The sequence below is a fragment of the Pseudomonas sp. BJa5 genome (assembly GCF_030272875.2).
GTDB lineage: Bacteria > Pseudomonadota > Gammaproteobacteria > Pseudomonadales > Pseudomonadaceae > Aquipseudomonas.
This window is the reverse complement of sequence record NZ_JALRNG020000013.1, coordinates 55,003-68,007: the sequence shown is the minus strand read 5'-3', so window position 1 is coordinate 68,007 and position 13,005 is coordinate 55,003. Positions and strand designations below refer to the sequence as shown.

The window sequence follows — 13,005 nt, the reverse complement described above, 5'->3', positions numbered from 1 at the left end:
ACACCTGAAGGAGTTGAGGGCATGGCTGCGAAGAAAATTCTGATGCTGGTGGGCGACTACGTTGAAGACTACGAAGTGATGGTGCCGTTCCAGGCCTTGCAGATGGTCGGGCACACCGTGCATGCGGTGTGTCCGGGCAAGCGCGCGGGGCAGACGGTGCGCACGGCGATCCACGATTTCGAAGGCGACCAGACCTACAGTGAAAAACCCGGGCACAACTTCGCCTTGAACTTCGACTTCGACCAGGTCAAGGCCGAAGGCTACGACGCGTTACTGATCCCCGGTGGACGGGCACCGGAGTATTTGCGCCTGAACGAGCAGGTGCTGGCATTGGTGAAGGCGATCGACAAGGCGGGCAAGCCCATTGCAGCGGTGTGCCACGGCGCCCAGTTGCTGGCGGCGGCCGGTGTGTTGGAGGGGCGTGAGTGCAGTGCCTATCCGGCCTGTGCACCGGAAGTACGGCTGGCCGGCGGGCAGTTTGTCGAGATTGGCGTCGATCAGGCGCATGTGCAGGGCAATCTGGTGACGGCACCGGCCTGGCCGGCACATCCGAAGTGGCTGGCGGGTTTCCTGCAGTTGTTGGGGACCCGTATCACCTTGTGATCGACGGTGGGGTTAATCGCGGGGCAAGCCCGCTCCTACGGAATCTGTAGGAGCGGGCTTGCCCCGCGAAGAGGCCCATACAGGCAATAAAAAAGCGGCAGGGGAATGACCCCCTGCCGCTTTTTCAGATCAGCAAACCCTTGGGGCTTACTTCACTTCCACCGCCAGGCTCTCGGCGATCTTGCTCTGCCAGATCGCGGGACCTGTGATGTGGACCGACTCACCCTTGCTGTCGACCGCAACGGTCACCGGCATGTCCTTGACCTCGAACTCGTAGATCGCTTCCATGCCCAGTTCGGCAAAGGCCAGGACCTTGGACTTCTTGATCGCCTGGGCCACCAGGTAGGCGGCGCCGCCGACGGCCATCAGGTACACGGCCTTGTTGTCCTTGATCGCGTCGATGGCGGTCGGGCCGCGCTCGGACTTGCCGATCATGCCCAGCAGGCCGGTCTGCTCGAGGATCTGACGGGTGAACTTGTCCATCCGCGTAGCGGTGGTCGGACCGGCCGGGCCCACCACTTCGTCGCCTACCGGATCAACCGGGCCGACGTAGTAGATGAAGCGACCCTTGAGGTCGACCGGCAGTTCTTCGCCCTTGTTGAGCATTTCGACCATGCGCTTGTGCGCAGCGTCGCGGCCGGTCAGCATCTTGCCGTTGAGCAGGATGGTCTCGCCCGGTTTCCAGCTCTGTACGTCTTCCGGGGTCAGGGTGTCGAGGTCGACGCGGCGGGCCGACGGGCCGGCTTCCCAGACGATTTCCGGGTAGGCGTCCAGCGATGGCGCTTCCAGGTCGGCAGGACCCGAACCGTCGAGCACGAAGTGGGCGTGACGGGTGGCGGCGCAGTTGGGGATCATGCACACCGGCAGCGAGGCGGCGTGGGTCGGGTAGTCCATGATCTTGACGTCGAGCACGGTGGTCAGGCCGCCCAGGCCCTGGGCACCGATACCCAGCTGGTTGACCTTCTCGAACAGCTCCAGGCGGATCTCTTCGATGCGGTTCTGCGGGCCACGGGCCTTGAGCTCGTGGATGTCGATGGATTCCATCAACACTTCCTTGGCCATGACCGCGGCTTTCTCGGCGGTACCGCCGATGCCGATGCCGAGCATGCCCGGTGGGCACCAGCCGGCACCCATGGTCGGAACGGTCTTCAGCACCCAGTCGACGATCGAGTCGGACGGGTTGAGCATGGCCATTTTCGACTTGTTCTCGGAGCCGCCGCCCTTGGCCGCCACGTCCACTTCCACGGTGTTGCCCGGGACGATGGAGTAGTGGATGACCGCAGGGGTGTTGTCCTTGGTGTTCTTGCGCGCGCCTGCCGGGTCGGCAAGGATGGATGCACGCAGGACGTTCTCCGGCAGGTTGTAGGCGCGGCGCACGCCTTCGTTGATCATGTCGTCCAGGCTCATGGTCGCGCCATCCCAGCGCACGTCCATGCCGACGCGTACGAACACGGTGACGATACCGGTGTCCTGGCAGATCGGGCGGTGGCCGGTGGCGCACATGCGCGAGTTGATCAGGATCTGGGCGATGGAGTCGCGGGCAGCAGGCGACTCTTCACGCAGGTAGGCCTCGTGCATGGCCTGGATGAAATCCACGGGGTGGTAGTACGAAATGAACTGCAGGGCGTCGGCAACGCTCTGAATCAGGTCGTCTTGCTTGATCACGGTCATGCAGCGCGCTCCTCTTAAAGACGGGAACATTCAATAAGGTATTCCGACGCGGACAGGCCGAGGTGTCGAAACGACCTTTCACGGCGCACCGTCGGACGGGCCGGCGGCACAAAAAAGGCGCGGCAGTATAGCGTGCATCGGCCCCGGGTACACGCGTCAGTGGTCTAACGAAGGTCGGCAGCGGGTCGGCACTGTTCTTGCGTAGGGCTGTTTGTGCAAATATGACCGTCTGAAAGCCGGGGAGCGCAGTGATGCCTGAATTGCAGGTGGGTGAGCGGCAGTGGGCGGTGTTGCCGGGCTGCAACCTGCTCGATGCCTTGAACGCGGCAGGCCTGGCCGTGCCCTACAGCTGCCGTGCCGGTAGCTGCCACGCTTGCCTGGTGCGCTGCCTGAAGGGACAGCCGCAGGATGCCCGGCCCGATGCCTTGAGTGAGGCACAGCGCCAGTCCGGTTGGCGGCTGTCGTGCCAGTGCAGCATCGAGGAGGACCTGCAGGTTGCCCTGTTCGATCCCCTGCAGGATGGCATCGGCGCCAGCGTGGTCGGGCTTGACTGGTTGAGCCCGGCGGTGCTGCGCCTGCGCCTGGCGCCTGAGCGCGCGCTGCGCTACCAGGCCGGCCAGCACCTGGTGCTGTGGAGTGCCAGCGGTGTGGCGCGGCCCTATTCGCTGGCGAGCCTGCCCGCCGAGGACCGTTTTCTGGAGTTTCACCTCGATTGCCGCCGAGCCGGGGCCTTCTGTGATGCGGCGCGCCAGCTGCGGCTGGGCGATACCTTGCGCCTGGGCGAGTTGCGCGGCGGTGCCTTGCACTACGACGCCGAGTGGCAGGAGCGTCCGCTCTGGTTACTGGCGGCGGGCACGGGCCTGGCGCCGTTGTGGGGTATCCTGCGCGAAGCCCTGCGCCAGCAGCATCGGGGAGAAATTCGCCTGCTGCACCTGGCCCACGACAGCGGCGAGCATTACCAGGCCCAGGCCCTGAAAGCGCTGGCTGAGAGCCATCCGCGACTTTCGGTCGAATTGCTGACCCCGGCGCAGTTGCCCCAGGCCCTGGCGGCCTTGCGCTTGTCATCGCGGCAGACGGTTGCACTGGCCTGTGGCTCACCGGCCAGCGTCGAGCAGTTTTGCCGTCGGCTGTTCCTCGCCGGGCTGCCGCGCAACCAGCTGTACGCCGATGTCTTCACGGAGCACGCATAAAAAAACCGCAGCCAGGGCTGCGGTTTTTTCATCGCCGGAAGGTATCAGACCAGCGAATCACCGACATGCAGGATCTTCATGCCGTTGGTGCCACCGATGGTGTGGTAGCTGTCGCCTTTGGTCAGGATCACCCAATCACCGGGCTCGACCATGCCGCGCTTGAGCAGCTCGTCGACCGCGGCCTGGCTGACTTTCTCCGGCGGCAGGGCAGCCGGGTCGAAGGCAATCGGGTAGACGCCACGGAACATCGAGGCGCGTGCCTGGGTGGCGCGGTGCGGCGACAGGGCGAAGATCGGCACCGAGGAGCGCAGGCGCGACATGATCAGCGGGGTGTAGCCACTTTCGGTGAGGGCGATGATCGCCTTGACGCCCGGGAAGTGGTTGGCGGTGTACATGGCCGCCAGGGCGATGCTTTCGTCGCAGCGCTCGAAGGTGGTGTGCAGGCGGTGGCTGGACTTCTGGCTGGTCGGGTGCTTTTCAGCGCCCTGGCAGATGCGCGCCATGGCCTGGACCGCTTCGATCGGGTAGGCACCGGCGGCACTTTCGGCCGAGAGCATCACCGCATCGGTGTTATCCAGCACGGCGTTGGCCACGTCGGACACTTCGGCGCGGGTCGGCATCGGATTCTGGATCATCGATTCCATCATCTGCGTGGCGACGATCACGGCCTTGTTGTTGCGGCGGGCGTGCTGGATGATTTTCTTCTGGATCGCGATCAGCTCGGCGTCGCCGATTTCCACGCCCAGGTCGCCACGGGCAACCATCACCGCGTCACTGGCGGCGATCAGGCCATCGAGGGTCTCGTCGTCGGCCACGGCTTCGGCGCGTTCGATCTTGGCCACCAGCCAGGCGCTGCCGCCGGCTTCGTCGCGCAGGCGACGGGCGTATTCCATGTCGCTGGCGTCACGCGGGAACGAAACAGCCAGGTAGTCCAGGTCCATTTCCGCGGCCAGCTTGATGTCGGCCTTGTCTTTTTCGGTCAGGGCCGGGGCGGTCAGGCCGCCGCCTTTGCGGTTGATGCCCTTGTGGTCGGACAGCGGGCCGCCGATCAGGACCGAGCAGTGCAGGGAATCGCTGGTGGCGGTCTCTACGCGCATGACCACGCGGCCGTCGTCGAGCAGCAGCTCGTCACCGACGCCGCAGTCCTTGACCAGGTCCGGGTAGTCGATACCGACGATGTCCTGGGTGCCTTCGGTCAGGGGGTGGGCGGTGGAGAAGGTGAAGCGGTCACCGACTTTGAGTTCGATGCGCTTGTTGGCGAATTTGGCGATACGGATCTTCGGGCCTTGCAGGTCGCCGAGCAGTGCTACGTGGCGACCCAGTTTTGCCGCGATTTCGCGGATCAGGCGGGCGCGGGCCTTGTGCTCATCGGGGGTGCCGTGGGAGAAGTTCAGGCGGGCGACATCCAGGCCGGCAAGGATCAGTTGTTCGATGACTTGCGGCGAGTTGCTGGCGGGGCCAAGGGTGGCGACGATTTTGGTACGGCGGATGGTCATGCACAGACTCCTATAGTGAAGCGCAGCGAAAGGCTACTCTGGAATTTCGCTGTAGTCATTGTTCCTTTGCACTACCTGCTCGAGGGGACGTGGGGCGTTTGAACGGGGCGCGAGTCGGTTGGGCGGGTAGAACGTTGGCAGTTGAGTGGTGGTTTTATCCATTTGCCAGGGTGACGCTGATTCACCTTTCCGCCCTTACGGCGGGTCACTTTTGCTTGGCGGCAAAAGTAACCAAAAACGCCCTGTCCCTGCATCCGGCCCTACGCTTCGCTTCGGGTTCCCTCCTTCCACCCTTGCTCCCGCGGGGGCGCGCCGAAGGGCCGTCCCTGGCCCTGCGGCGCTCGCCGGCCATCCATGGCCGTCGCCCCACTACGCAAGGGTTCCACTCGGCCTCCTGAAGGGACGATTGGTGGCGCCTGGAATATCGCGTGCTCAGAAGCAAGAGCAATAGCGGAGCGAAGCGATGGTTCTTCTTTGCTTTTGCTTTTGCTGATCGTACATCGTCAGTCCAGACGACACGATTCGTCCCTTCAGGAGGCTGAGCGGAGGTATTGCGGAGCTGGGTGCAGGCCATGGATGGCCTGCAAGCACCGTCGGGCCAGGGACGGCCCGTCGGTGCGCCCCAGCGGGAGCAATGCCGGAGGGAAGGGACCCGAAGCGCAGCGTAGGGCCGTATGCAGGGACGCACGGTTTGGCTACTTTGCCACGACAAAGTAGCCCGCCGTAAGGGCGGAAAGGTGAATCAGCGCCGCCATGGCAAATGGATAAGCCCCCAGAACTGGAAGCCTTCACAAACCATCACAAGCCACCACAGAACCAGGCCCACCTATAGATTTGCCAGCAAACGCCGATACACTGCTCATTAAAGGAGATCCCCCCATGCGAGCCTTGATCGTTCTAGCCCTGGCGACCAGTGTCGTCGGCTGCACCCGCTGGTCGATGGACCATCATCTGAACAACGCCTACCGCGCCTACGACCGTGGCAACTGCGAGCGCGTCATGCTCGAACTGTCGCAGGTCGACCGCACCAGCCGCGCACGACCGTTCATCCACCCGGAAGTCTCGATGCTGCGCGGCCAGTGCCTGGAGCGCCAGAAGCTCTACGTCGATGCCGCCCAGACCTACCAGTACATCATCGCCCGCTACCCGCAGAACGAATACGCCTACCGCGCCCGTGCCCGCCTGCAGACCCTGGAGCAACTGGGCCATCTGCGTAGTGGCGAAGCGGCCATAGCCCGACCGGCCACCACCACGCCTTGGCGTTAATACTAAAGAGCATGAGACGCATTGTGACGCAGGGGACAGGTTGCGCTAATCTTGTTGCTGAAGCACAGGTAAATCAGCAGCACTAGCGCGACCCTGCTAAAGGGTCTCCGACAGCGATACCGACCATGTTTGACGAGCGCCACATCGAGCGTCATCAGCTCCCTTACTTCCTCAAAGTCTTCAACCGCTATACCGATCAGCCCATCGGCTACCTGGGTAACGTGTCCGAAGACGGCCTGATGCTGATCAGCCAGCTGCCCATGCTGGTCGGCCCGGATTTCGAGTTGCAACTCAAAGTACCGGTCCGCCGGGGTGGCGTGCACCTGATCAACCTCACCGCCAGTTGCCTGTGGTGCCACGAAGACCAGACCCCGGGCCATTACGATTCCGGCTTCATGCTGTTGCAGGCCCCTCGTGAGTACGAGCAATTGGTGCACGCCCTGCGCGGCTATTTCAGCTTCCATCCGTTGAACGCCTCGGCCTGATCAGGCTGGCCGTGACCGGCGACTGGCCCTAGACTCTGGTCGATCTTCTGTTCAGGACGACCCCGTGAGCTCCAGCATCTTCTGGCACGACTACGAAACCACCGGTATCAACCCACGCAATGACCGGCCACTGCAGGTGGCCGGGGTGCGCACCGATCTCGACCTCAACGAGATCGAAGCCCCGGTCAATCTGTATTGCCAACCCAGCGATGACATCCTGCCCCATCCGGCCGCCTGCCTGGTCACCGGAATCACGCCGGCGCAATTGGCCAGTCGCGGTTTGCGTGAAGCCGAATTCATGACCCGGGTGCATGCCGAGCTGGCCCGCCCGGGCACCTGTGGGGCCGGCTACAACAGCCTGCGATTCGACGACGAGGTCACCCGCTACAGCCTGTACCGCAACTTTTTCGATCCTTATGCCCGCGAATGGCAAGGCGGCAACAGCCGCTGGGATCTGATCGATGTGGTGCGGGCAGCCTATGCCCTGCGCCCCGATGGCATCGTCTGGCCGCAGCAGGACGGGCGGACCAGCCTGCGCCTGGAGTTGCTGACCGCCGCCAACGGCATCGACCATGGCCAGGCGCACGAAGCGCTCAGCGATGTGCGGGCTACCATCGCCCTCGCACGTTTGATTCGACAGAAACAGCCGAAACTCTATGACTGGTTGATTCAATTACGCAGTAAACAGAAAGTTCTGGATCAGATTCGCCTGCTTCAGCCGCTGGTGCATATTTCCGGGCGTTTCTCTGCTGAGCGCAACTACCTAGGTGTCGTTTTGCCATTAGCCTGGCACCCACGTAACCGCAATGCCCTGATTGTCTGTGACCTGCACCTGGACCCGCAGCCATTGTTGCAGGAAGAAGGCGATACGTTACGTCAGCGTTTATACAGCCGACGTGATGAAATGCTTGAGGGACAATTACCGGTGCCCTTGAAGTTGGTGCATATCAATCGCTGCCCGGTGGTTGCGCCGTTGGCCGTATTGCGTGAACAAGATCAGCAACGCCTGGGCCTGGATATGTCCTTGCTGAAAGCGCGGGCATTGAACCTGAGTGCGGCTCAATCCCTCTGGCAAGACAAACTGCAGGCAATCTATCGCGAGGAAGAGTTTGCCCCGTGTGAGGATCCTGAGCAGCAGTTGTATGACGGCTTTATCGGCGATCGGGATAGACGCCTGTGCGAACAAGTCCGCAGTGTCGACCCGCAGCAATTGGGCCAGGGACACTGGATGTTCGATGATGAACGATTGCCTGAATTGCTGTTTCGCTACCGTGCGCGCAATTTCATCGAGACCTTGAATGAGCAGGAGCTGCAACGCTGGCAATTGTTCTGCCAGCAGCGCCTTTGCGATCCGCAGATGGGCGCACCGAACACCCTGGGGGATTTCGAGCAGGCCCTGCAGGGCTGCTGGGACAGCGCCGATGCCGCGCAGCGGGAGTTGCTCGGGCAGTGGCGAACCCATGCCCAGGGGCTGAAGTTGCAGTTTGGGCTTTGAGCGGCAAGTGACAATAAAAAAACGCCAGCAAGCTGGCGTTTTTTTATCAGTGCAACATCAGGTTGCGCTGGCAGGCGATTAACCCAGCAGGGTTGCCCAGCCTTCAACCACATCGCCACCCCATTTGGCTTTCCACTCTTTCAGGGTCTTGTGGTTGCCGCCTTTGGTCTCGATGACTTCACCGTTGTGCGGGTTCTTGTATTGCTTGACCTTGCGTGCACGCTTGGTGCCGGTAGTTTTAACAGCGCCACGTGGTGCTTTCACCGATTTGGCTTCTGGGTCAAGCAGCGCAATGATATCGCGCAGCGATTTCGAATATTCGCCCATCAGGTTGCGCAGTTTGCCTTCGAACTCCAGCTCTTTCTTCAGCTTGTCGTCATTCGACAGGTTGGCCAGGCGGGCTTGCAGTTCTTTGATGGCTTCTTCTGTGGCGCGATATTCGTTGATCAGGGACATTGGCTATTCCTTGGGAATGAGGTGTCAGGTAGACAGTGGGCCCAATAATAGTCAGAGCGTAGTGCCAAGTAAACATTAAACTGGGCAATTAACCGGGCATGAGTTAATCGTTTCGATAAAAAACATTAAGAAAAATTTACAAACTAATGCGCTCCGATAACACCCAACTTGGCCGTCACCCGGTACGGTCTGTGGCCTTGCCCCGTCAATCACGCCCGGCAGACGCGGGCGACAGGACGCCTGCATTGCCTACTGCAGTTTTTCCGGGCACTCGCTAGAATGTGCGCCTTTGCGAAGTTTCTGGAGTCTCTTTCATGCGCACCTACCGGCTGGTGATTGCTTGCCCCGACCGCGTTGGCATCGTCGCCAAAGTCAGTAATTTTCTGGCGTCCTATAACGGCTGGATCAACGAAGCGAGCCATCACTCCGATGAGCAGAGCGGTTGGTTCTTCATGCGCCACGAAATTCGCGCCGAGAGCCTGCCCTTCGGCATCGAGGCGTTCCGCGAGGCGTTCGCGCCGATTGCCGAAGAGTTTTCCATGGTCTGGCGCATTACCGATACCGACCAGAAAAAACGCGTGGTGCTGATGGCCAGCCGTGAATCCCACTGCCTGGCCGATCTCCTGCACCGCTGGCACGCCAAGGAGCTGGAGTGCGACATCCCGTGCGTGATCTCCAACCACAATGACCTGCGCAGCATGGTCGAGTGGCATGGCATCCCGTTCTTCCACGTTCCGGTCGATCCGCAAGACAAGCAACCGGCGTTCGCCGAAGTCTCGCGCCTGGTCAAGGAGCACGGTGCCGACGTCGTGGTGCTGGCCCGCTACATGCAGATCCTGCCGCCGCAACTGTGCCAGGAGTATGCCCAGCAGGTGATCAACATCCACCACAGCTTCCTGCCGTCCTTCGTCGGCGCCAAGCCGTATCACCAGGCTTCCCTGCGCGGGGTGAAACTGATCGGTGCCACCTGCCACTACGTGACCGAAGAACTGGATGCCGGCCCGATCATCGAGCAGGACGTGGTGCGCGTCAGCCACAGCGACAGCATCGAGGACATGGTCCGCTTCGGCCGTGATGTCGAGAAGATGGTCCTGGCCCGTGGCCTGCGCTATCACCTGGAAGACCGCGTGCTGGTACACGGCAACAAGACCGTGGTGTTCAACTAAGCACCGTGGCAGGAGGTTGCAGCATGGCCGATCCCTTCGACAGAGCAACCTCCAAGGCCCCGCCGACCCTCGGCGAGGGCTGCCTGAGCCGCTACGACCCGGCTGCGCTGGACACAGACGACGGCACCGATTTCCCCGGTGCCGCCCAGTTGTGGGAGCAATTGCAGGGGCCTAGCGACGCACCCGTGCCTGATTGAGGCGCCAACGCTCAAGCAATGGGCGGCCGAGCAGGCAAAGAAATACCGGGCCACCGGCGATCAGGTAAAAGTAGTAGGTCACTGCCCGCCAGATCACGATGGCCGCCGCAGCCGTGGATTTGCCCACCAGCGGCGTCAGCAGGCTGGCCGACGTCAGTTCGGCGGCGCCGGCACCTCCGGGCAGCAGGCTGAACTGTCCGGCGCTGAGCGAGAGTACCTGCACCAGGAAGCTCAGTATCCATTGCAGGTCCACGCCCAACCCGCGCAGGGCCAGGTACAGCACGCTGTAGCGCAGTCCCCAATGCACGCAAGTCAAGGCGAACACCAGGGCCAGGGTGCGCTTGGGCAGGCGCCAGGTGTCGGCCAGGGCGCGGAAGAAATGCAGCGCTTTACGCGTCCAGCGTCGGCGCCGGGCAGCGGATACCCTCAGCTTGCGCAGCAGTCGGCCATTGAGCCGCAGTAGTCGCCGTCGACAGCTGACCAGTGCCACCGTACCTGCCAGTACGCCCAGCATCAGCAAGACGCTGCCGGCGAGCATTTCCTCCAGGCTGCGGTTCAGGCTGTGGAACAGGGCGTAGCCGGCGATCCCCAGCAGGGCGCAAAGGAAGAACAGCAAATCGTTGATCTGGTCAGCGGCGAACACTGCACCGCTGCGCGCCGGCCCGATGCGGTCGCGGGCCAGCAGCGCCATCAGGGTCAACGGTCCGCCGCTGCCGCCAGGCGTGGTGCAGATCGCGAACTCGGTGGCCATGATCACGCCCAGGCTCCTGATCCGGCCCAGGTTGCTACCCTGGCTGCCCAACAACAGGCGCAGGCGAATGGCATTGATGACCCAGCACAGCAGGATCATGCCCAGCAACCCCAGCAACAGGCCGGGGGCGAAGGCGCGCAAACGTGCCGGCAAATCCGTTCCGCCGAGTAGCGCAGGCACCAGCAGCGCCATCAATAACGCCAGCAGCAGCCAGAGCGCGCGCCTCATCACGCCTGCCTGCCGGCCAGCCAGGCGGACTTGGTCAGGGGCGTGCGGCCCTGCTGCAACAGCTGCTGCAAGGTATGCATCCAGTAGCGGCGGGCGAAACCATGACGCATGTCCACCGGATGCAGGCCCAGGCGTATCACCGGCGCCTGTTCGAGGCGCACGGCCTGGCAGTCACAGGCCAGCCGTGACAAGCCCCGGCGCCAGGCGCTGCGGGCGCTCCAGACCAGCCCTGGGGCGCAGATCGGGGTGAAATCCGGCAAGCGGTACAGGTGCCCGGGATCGCTGGTGTACTGCAAGGGCAGGGATTGAAGTGCCTGGCGGGTGCCTTCGCTCATCAGCCAGGCCGGGGCGACGAAGCCGGCCAGCGGCCAGCCGAAGCGCTGGAACAGATCCATCCCGGCCTGCAGGCGCTCCAGGGCGACAGCGCGGTCGAGGCTGTAGAACTCGCCTTCGTGGGTATAGATGCGGCGCATGAAGTAGTCGCGGGGCGAGTGGGGCGGCGGGCTGTCGTCGGCATGGTAATAGCCATGCAGGGCCAGTTCGTCACCGCGTTGCACGCGCCGGTCGAGCATCTGCCGAAAGCCTGCGGCCAGCACCAGCGGATCATGCTGGTGAAAGTCCGGGACCACCAGCCAGGTCATGGGAATATTGCCCAGTCTATCGACGGCTTCGACAAAGGGCTGGTAATCCGGCCAGGTCTGCGGCGCCACGTCATGCAGCACCAGCAACAGGCTGCGCCCAACGGCCGGGTCAGGCATGGGCACGTACCGGCAGGCCGTGGCCGAGCACGGCCCGGTAATGGGCAAGCAGGCCGTTGACCACGGTGTCCCAGGCGTAGTGCTGTTCGGCGTGATGGCGCGCCTGCAGCCCGAGTTGCTCTGCGCCCTGGTCGAACACCTCGCGCACGGCACTGGCCATGGCCTGGCCGTCATTGGGCCGGCACAGGCGGCCGCAACGCGGGTCGATGATCTCTACGAACGCGCCGGCGGCGACGGCAATCACCGGAGTCGCGCTGGCCATGGCTTCGAGGATGACCAGGCCGAAGGTTTCCTGATCGCCCGCATGCACCAGGGCGTCGGCGCTGGCCAGCAACCGGGCGACCTCATGGGCGGGGCAGAAGTGGTCGATGACTGTGACATTGGCCGGGACGCTGGTTGGCATGTGCGAACCGACCAGCAACAGGTGATAGTGCCTGCCCAGTCGCTGCATGCAGTCGAGCAAAACCGGCAGGTTCTTTTCCCGCGAGCCGCGACCGGCAAACACCAGCAGGCGCGTGCTGTCGGCAAGCTGCAACTGCTGGCGCAAGGTGTCGTCGCGGTGCCGCGGATGGAAGGTGGACAGGTCCACACCCAGGCGTTGCACATGCACATTGCCGATGCCCAGCCTGCGCAGCTTGTTGGCCATGACCTGGCTTGGGGCAAGGACACGGTCGAAATTGCCATACAGTTTGCTGACGTAGGCCTCGACGTTGGGCGTGAACCAGTTGCCCATGCGGTTGCTGACCAAAAGCGGCAGGTCGGAATGATAGAAACCGATCACCGGCACATCGAGTTGGCGCCGTGCGTCCAGGGCGGCCCAGGCGGTCAGGTAGGGGTCGCCGACTTCGATCAGGTCCGGTTGCAGGTCGTGCAGCACGTTGCGCCAGGGGGCCAGGCGCAGTGGAAAGCGATAGCCGTTGCCGAAGGGCAGGGCCGGCGCCGGCACCTGGTAGATGCCATTGGCGTGGCGGGCACTGGCGCCGGGGATCAACAGGCTGTGGCGTACACCGGACGTCTGTCCCAGGCGGCGATGTTTGGCATCAAGATAGGTACGCACACCGCCACTGGCCGGGGCGTAGAACATGGTGATGTCAGCGATGTGCACGATCAGCATCCCTCCGAGATCGTCTTCAGGGTGCGTCCGCCGCCACAGTTGTGCACGGAATGACGCGCCCTAAGGTTGACCTCTATTAAGGATAGTTTGTTCGATCGCGATGCAGGGGAGGGGCAGCGGCGGGCGCCG

13 protein-coding genes are annotated in these 13,005 nt (G+C 63.0%); 7 read left to right on the top strand and 6 right to left on the bottom strand.

Translation table 11 applies throughout. From position 1 onward, the window contains the following. Positions 1-21 precede the first annotated feature (21 nt). Entirely contained in the window at positions 22-603 is a 582-nt protein-coding gene (locus M2D63_RS10020) for a DJ-1/PfpI family protein (protein WP_285862721.1), read from the top strand. 147 nt (positions 604-750) lie between these two features. Here M2D63_RS10020 and M2D63_RS10015 read toward each other — a convergent pair whose 3' ends face one another. Then, positions 751-2,274 (bottom strand): fumarate hydratase, encoded by a 1,524-nt coding sequence (locus M2D63_RS10015; RefSeq protein WP_285862720.1) that lies wholly within the window; start codon positions 2,272-2,274, stop codon positions 751-753. Between the two features lie 251 nt (positions 2,275-2,525). Here M2D63_RS10015 and M2D63_RS10010 point away from each other — a divergent pair, with 251 nt between their 5' ends. Next, on the top strand, positions 2,526-3,464 hold the full coding sequence (locus tag M2D63_RS10010) for an iron-sulfur-binding ferredoxin reductase (protein ID WP_285862719.1): 939 nt from the start codon (positions 2,526-2,528) through the stop codon (positions 3,462-3,464). Positions 3,465-3,508: 44 nt separating this feature from the next. Here M2D63_RS10010 and pyk read toward each other — a convergent pair whose 3' ends face one another. Then, positions 3,509-4,960 carry a pyruvate kinase gene (gene pyk / locus M2D63_RS10005; RefSeq protein ID WP_285862718.1) on the bottom strand — a complete coding sequence of 484 codons (1,452 nt, stop codon included), beginning with the start codon at positions 4,958-4,960 and terminating at the stop codon, positions 3,509-3,511. A gap of 879 nt (positions 4,961-5,839) precedes the next feature. Here pyk and M2D63_RS10000 point away from each other — a divergent pair. The 3 genes from M2D63_RS10000 to sbcB all read left to right on the top strand — a co-directional run bounded on the left by M2D63_RS10000 (position 5,840) and on the right by sbcB (position 8,206). Next, on the top strand, positions 5,840-6,226 hold the full coding sequence (locus tag M2D63_RS10000; protein WP_285862717.1) for a tol-pal system YbgF family protein: 387 nt from the start codon (positions 5,840-5,842) through the stop codon (positions 6,224-6,226). Positions 6,227-6,351: 125 nt separating this feature from the next. Next, the gene (locus tag M2D63_RS09995; RefSeq protein WP_285862716.1) at positions 6,352-6,711 is read left to right on the top strand and encodes a PilZ domain-containing protein; all 360 of its coding nucleotides are present in this window, start codon (positions 6,352-6,354) and stop codon (positions 6,709-6,711) included. Between the two features lie 64 nt (positions 6,712-6,775). Beyond that, positions 6,776-8,206 carry an exodeoxyribonuclease I gene (gene sbcB, locus M2D63_RS09990; RefSeq protein WP_285862715.1) on the top strand — a complete coding sequence of 477 codons (1,431 nt, stop codon included), beginning with the start codon at positions 6,776-6,778 and terminating at the stop codon, positions 8,204-8,206. Positions 8,207-8,284: 78 nt separating this feature from the next. On the opposite strand, the gene mvaT is transcribed toward sbcB, so the two are convergent. Then, the gene (gene mvaT / locus M2D63_RS09985; RefSeq protein WP_285862714.1) at positions 8,285-8,662 is read right to left on the bottom strand and encodes a histone-like nucleoid-structuring protein MvaT; all 378 of its coding nucleotides are present in this window, start codon (positions 8,660-8,662) and stop codon (positions 8,285-8,287) included. A 314-nt stretch (positions 8,663-8,976) separates the two neighbouring features. Between mvaT and purU the strand changes: the two genes are divergently transcribed. Beyond that, complete coding sequence (gene purU / locus M2D63_RS09980; protein ID WP_285862713.1) at positions 8,977-9,828, top strand: formyltetrahydrofolate deformylase; 852 nt, start codon at positions 8,977-8,979, stop codon at positions 9,826-9,828. Positions 9,829-9,851: 23 nt separating this feature from the next. After that, positions 9,852-10,025, top strand: a complete 174-nt coding sequence (locus tag M2D63_RS09975; RefSeq protein ID WP_285862712.1) for a hypothetical protein — start codon at positions 9,852-9,854, stop codon at positions 10,023-10,025. Here the strand turns inward: M2D63_RS09975 and M2D63_RS09970 are convergent. Genes M2D63_RS09970 through M2D63_RS09960 form a run of 3 tightly spaced genes read right to left on the bottom strand, consistent with a single transcriptional unit; the run spans position 10,000 to position 12,876 of the window. Continuing rightward, entirely contained in the window at positions 10,000-11,004 is a 1,005-nt protein-coding gene (locus tag M2D63_RS09970; RefSeq protein ID WP_285862711.1) for a lysylphosphatidylglycerol synthase transmembrane domain-containing protein, read from the bottom strand. The two genes, M2D63_RS09975 and M2D63_RS09970, sit on opposite strands and share 26 nt — an antisense overlap. Then, positions 11,004-11,762, bottom strand: a complete 759-nt coding sequence (locus tag M2D63_RS09965; protein ID WP_285862710.1) for a polysaccharide deacetylase family protein — start codon at positions 11,760-11,762, stop codon at positions 11,004-11,006. Before M2D63_RS09965 ends, M2D63_RS09970 begins: the two co-directional genes overlap by 1 nt. Beyond that, a complete protein-coding gene (locus tag M2D63_RS09960) occupies positions 11,755-12,876 on the bottom strand; it encodes a glycosyltransferase family 1 protein (RefSeq protein ID WP_285862708.1) in 1,122 nt (373 codons plus the stop codon). The genes M2D63_RS09965 and M2D63_RS09960 overlap by 8 nt, the downstream gene beginning before the upstream one ends. Between the last annotated feature and the right edge of the window lie 129 nt (positions 12,877-13,005).

Bases quoted from the DNA above. Each gene is read 5' to 3' on its own strand.
- M2D63_RS10010 (WP_285862719.1), top strand. From the start codon at position 2,526: ATGCCTGAATTGCAGGTGGGTGAGCGGCAGTGGGCGGTGTTGCCGGGC.
- purU (WP_285862713.1), top strand. From the start codon at position 8,977: ATGCGCACCTACCGGCTGGTGATTGCTTGCCCCGACCGCGTTGGCATC.
- pyk (WP_285862718.1), bottom strand. From the start codon at position 4,960: ATGACCATCCGCCGTACCAAAATCGTCGCCACCCTTGGCCCCGCCAGC.
- M2D63_RS10000 (WP_285862717.1), top strand. From the start codon at position 5,840: ATGCGAGCCTTGATCGTTCTAGCCCTGGCGACCAGTGTCGTCGGCTGC.
- M2D63_RS09960 (WP_285862708.1), bottom strand. From the start codon at position 12,876: ATGCTGATCGTGCACATCGCTGACATCACCATGTTCTACGCCCCGGCC.
- M2D63_RS09975 (WP_285862712.1), top strand. From the start codon at position 9,852: ATGGCCGATCCCTTCGACAGAGCAACCTCCAAGGCCCCGCCGACCCTC.
- M2D63_RS09970 (WP_285862711.1), bottom strand. From the start codon at position 11,004: ATGAGGCGCGCGCTCTGGCTGCTGCTGGCGTTATTGATGGCGCTGCTG.
- M2D63_RS10020 (WP_285862721.1), top strand. From the start codon at position 22: ATGGCTGCGAAGAAAATTCTGATGCTGGTGGGCGACTACGTTGAAGAC.
- M2D63_RS09995 (WP_285862716.1), top strand. From the start codon at position 6,352: ATGTTTGACGAGCGCCACATCGAGCGTCATCAGCTCCCTTACTTCCTC.
- M2D63_RS10015 (WP_285862720.1), bottom strand. From the start codon at position 2,274: ATGACCGTGATCAAGCAAGACGACCTGATTCAGAGCGTTGCCGACGCC.
- M2D63_RS09965 (WP_285862710.1), bottom strand. From the start codon at position 11,762: ATGCCTGACCCGGCCGTTGGGCGCAGCCTGTTGCTGGTGCTGCATGAC.
- mvaT (WP_285862714.1), bottom strand. From the start codon at position 8,662: ATGTCCCTGATCAACGAATATCGCGCCACAGAAGAAGCCATCAAAGAA.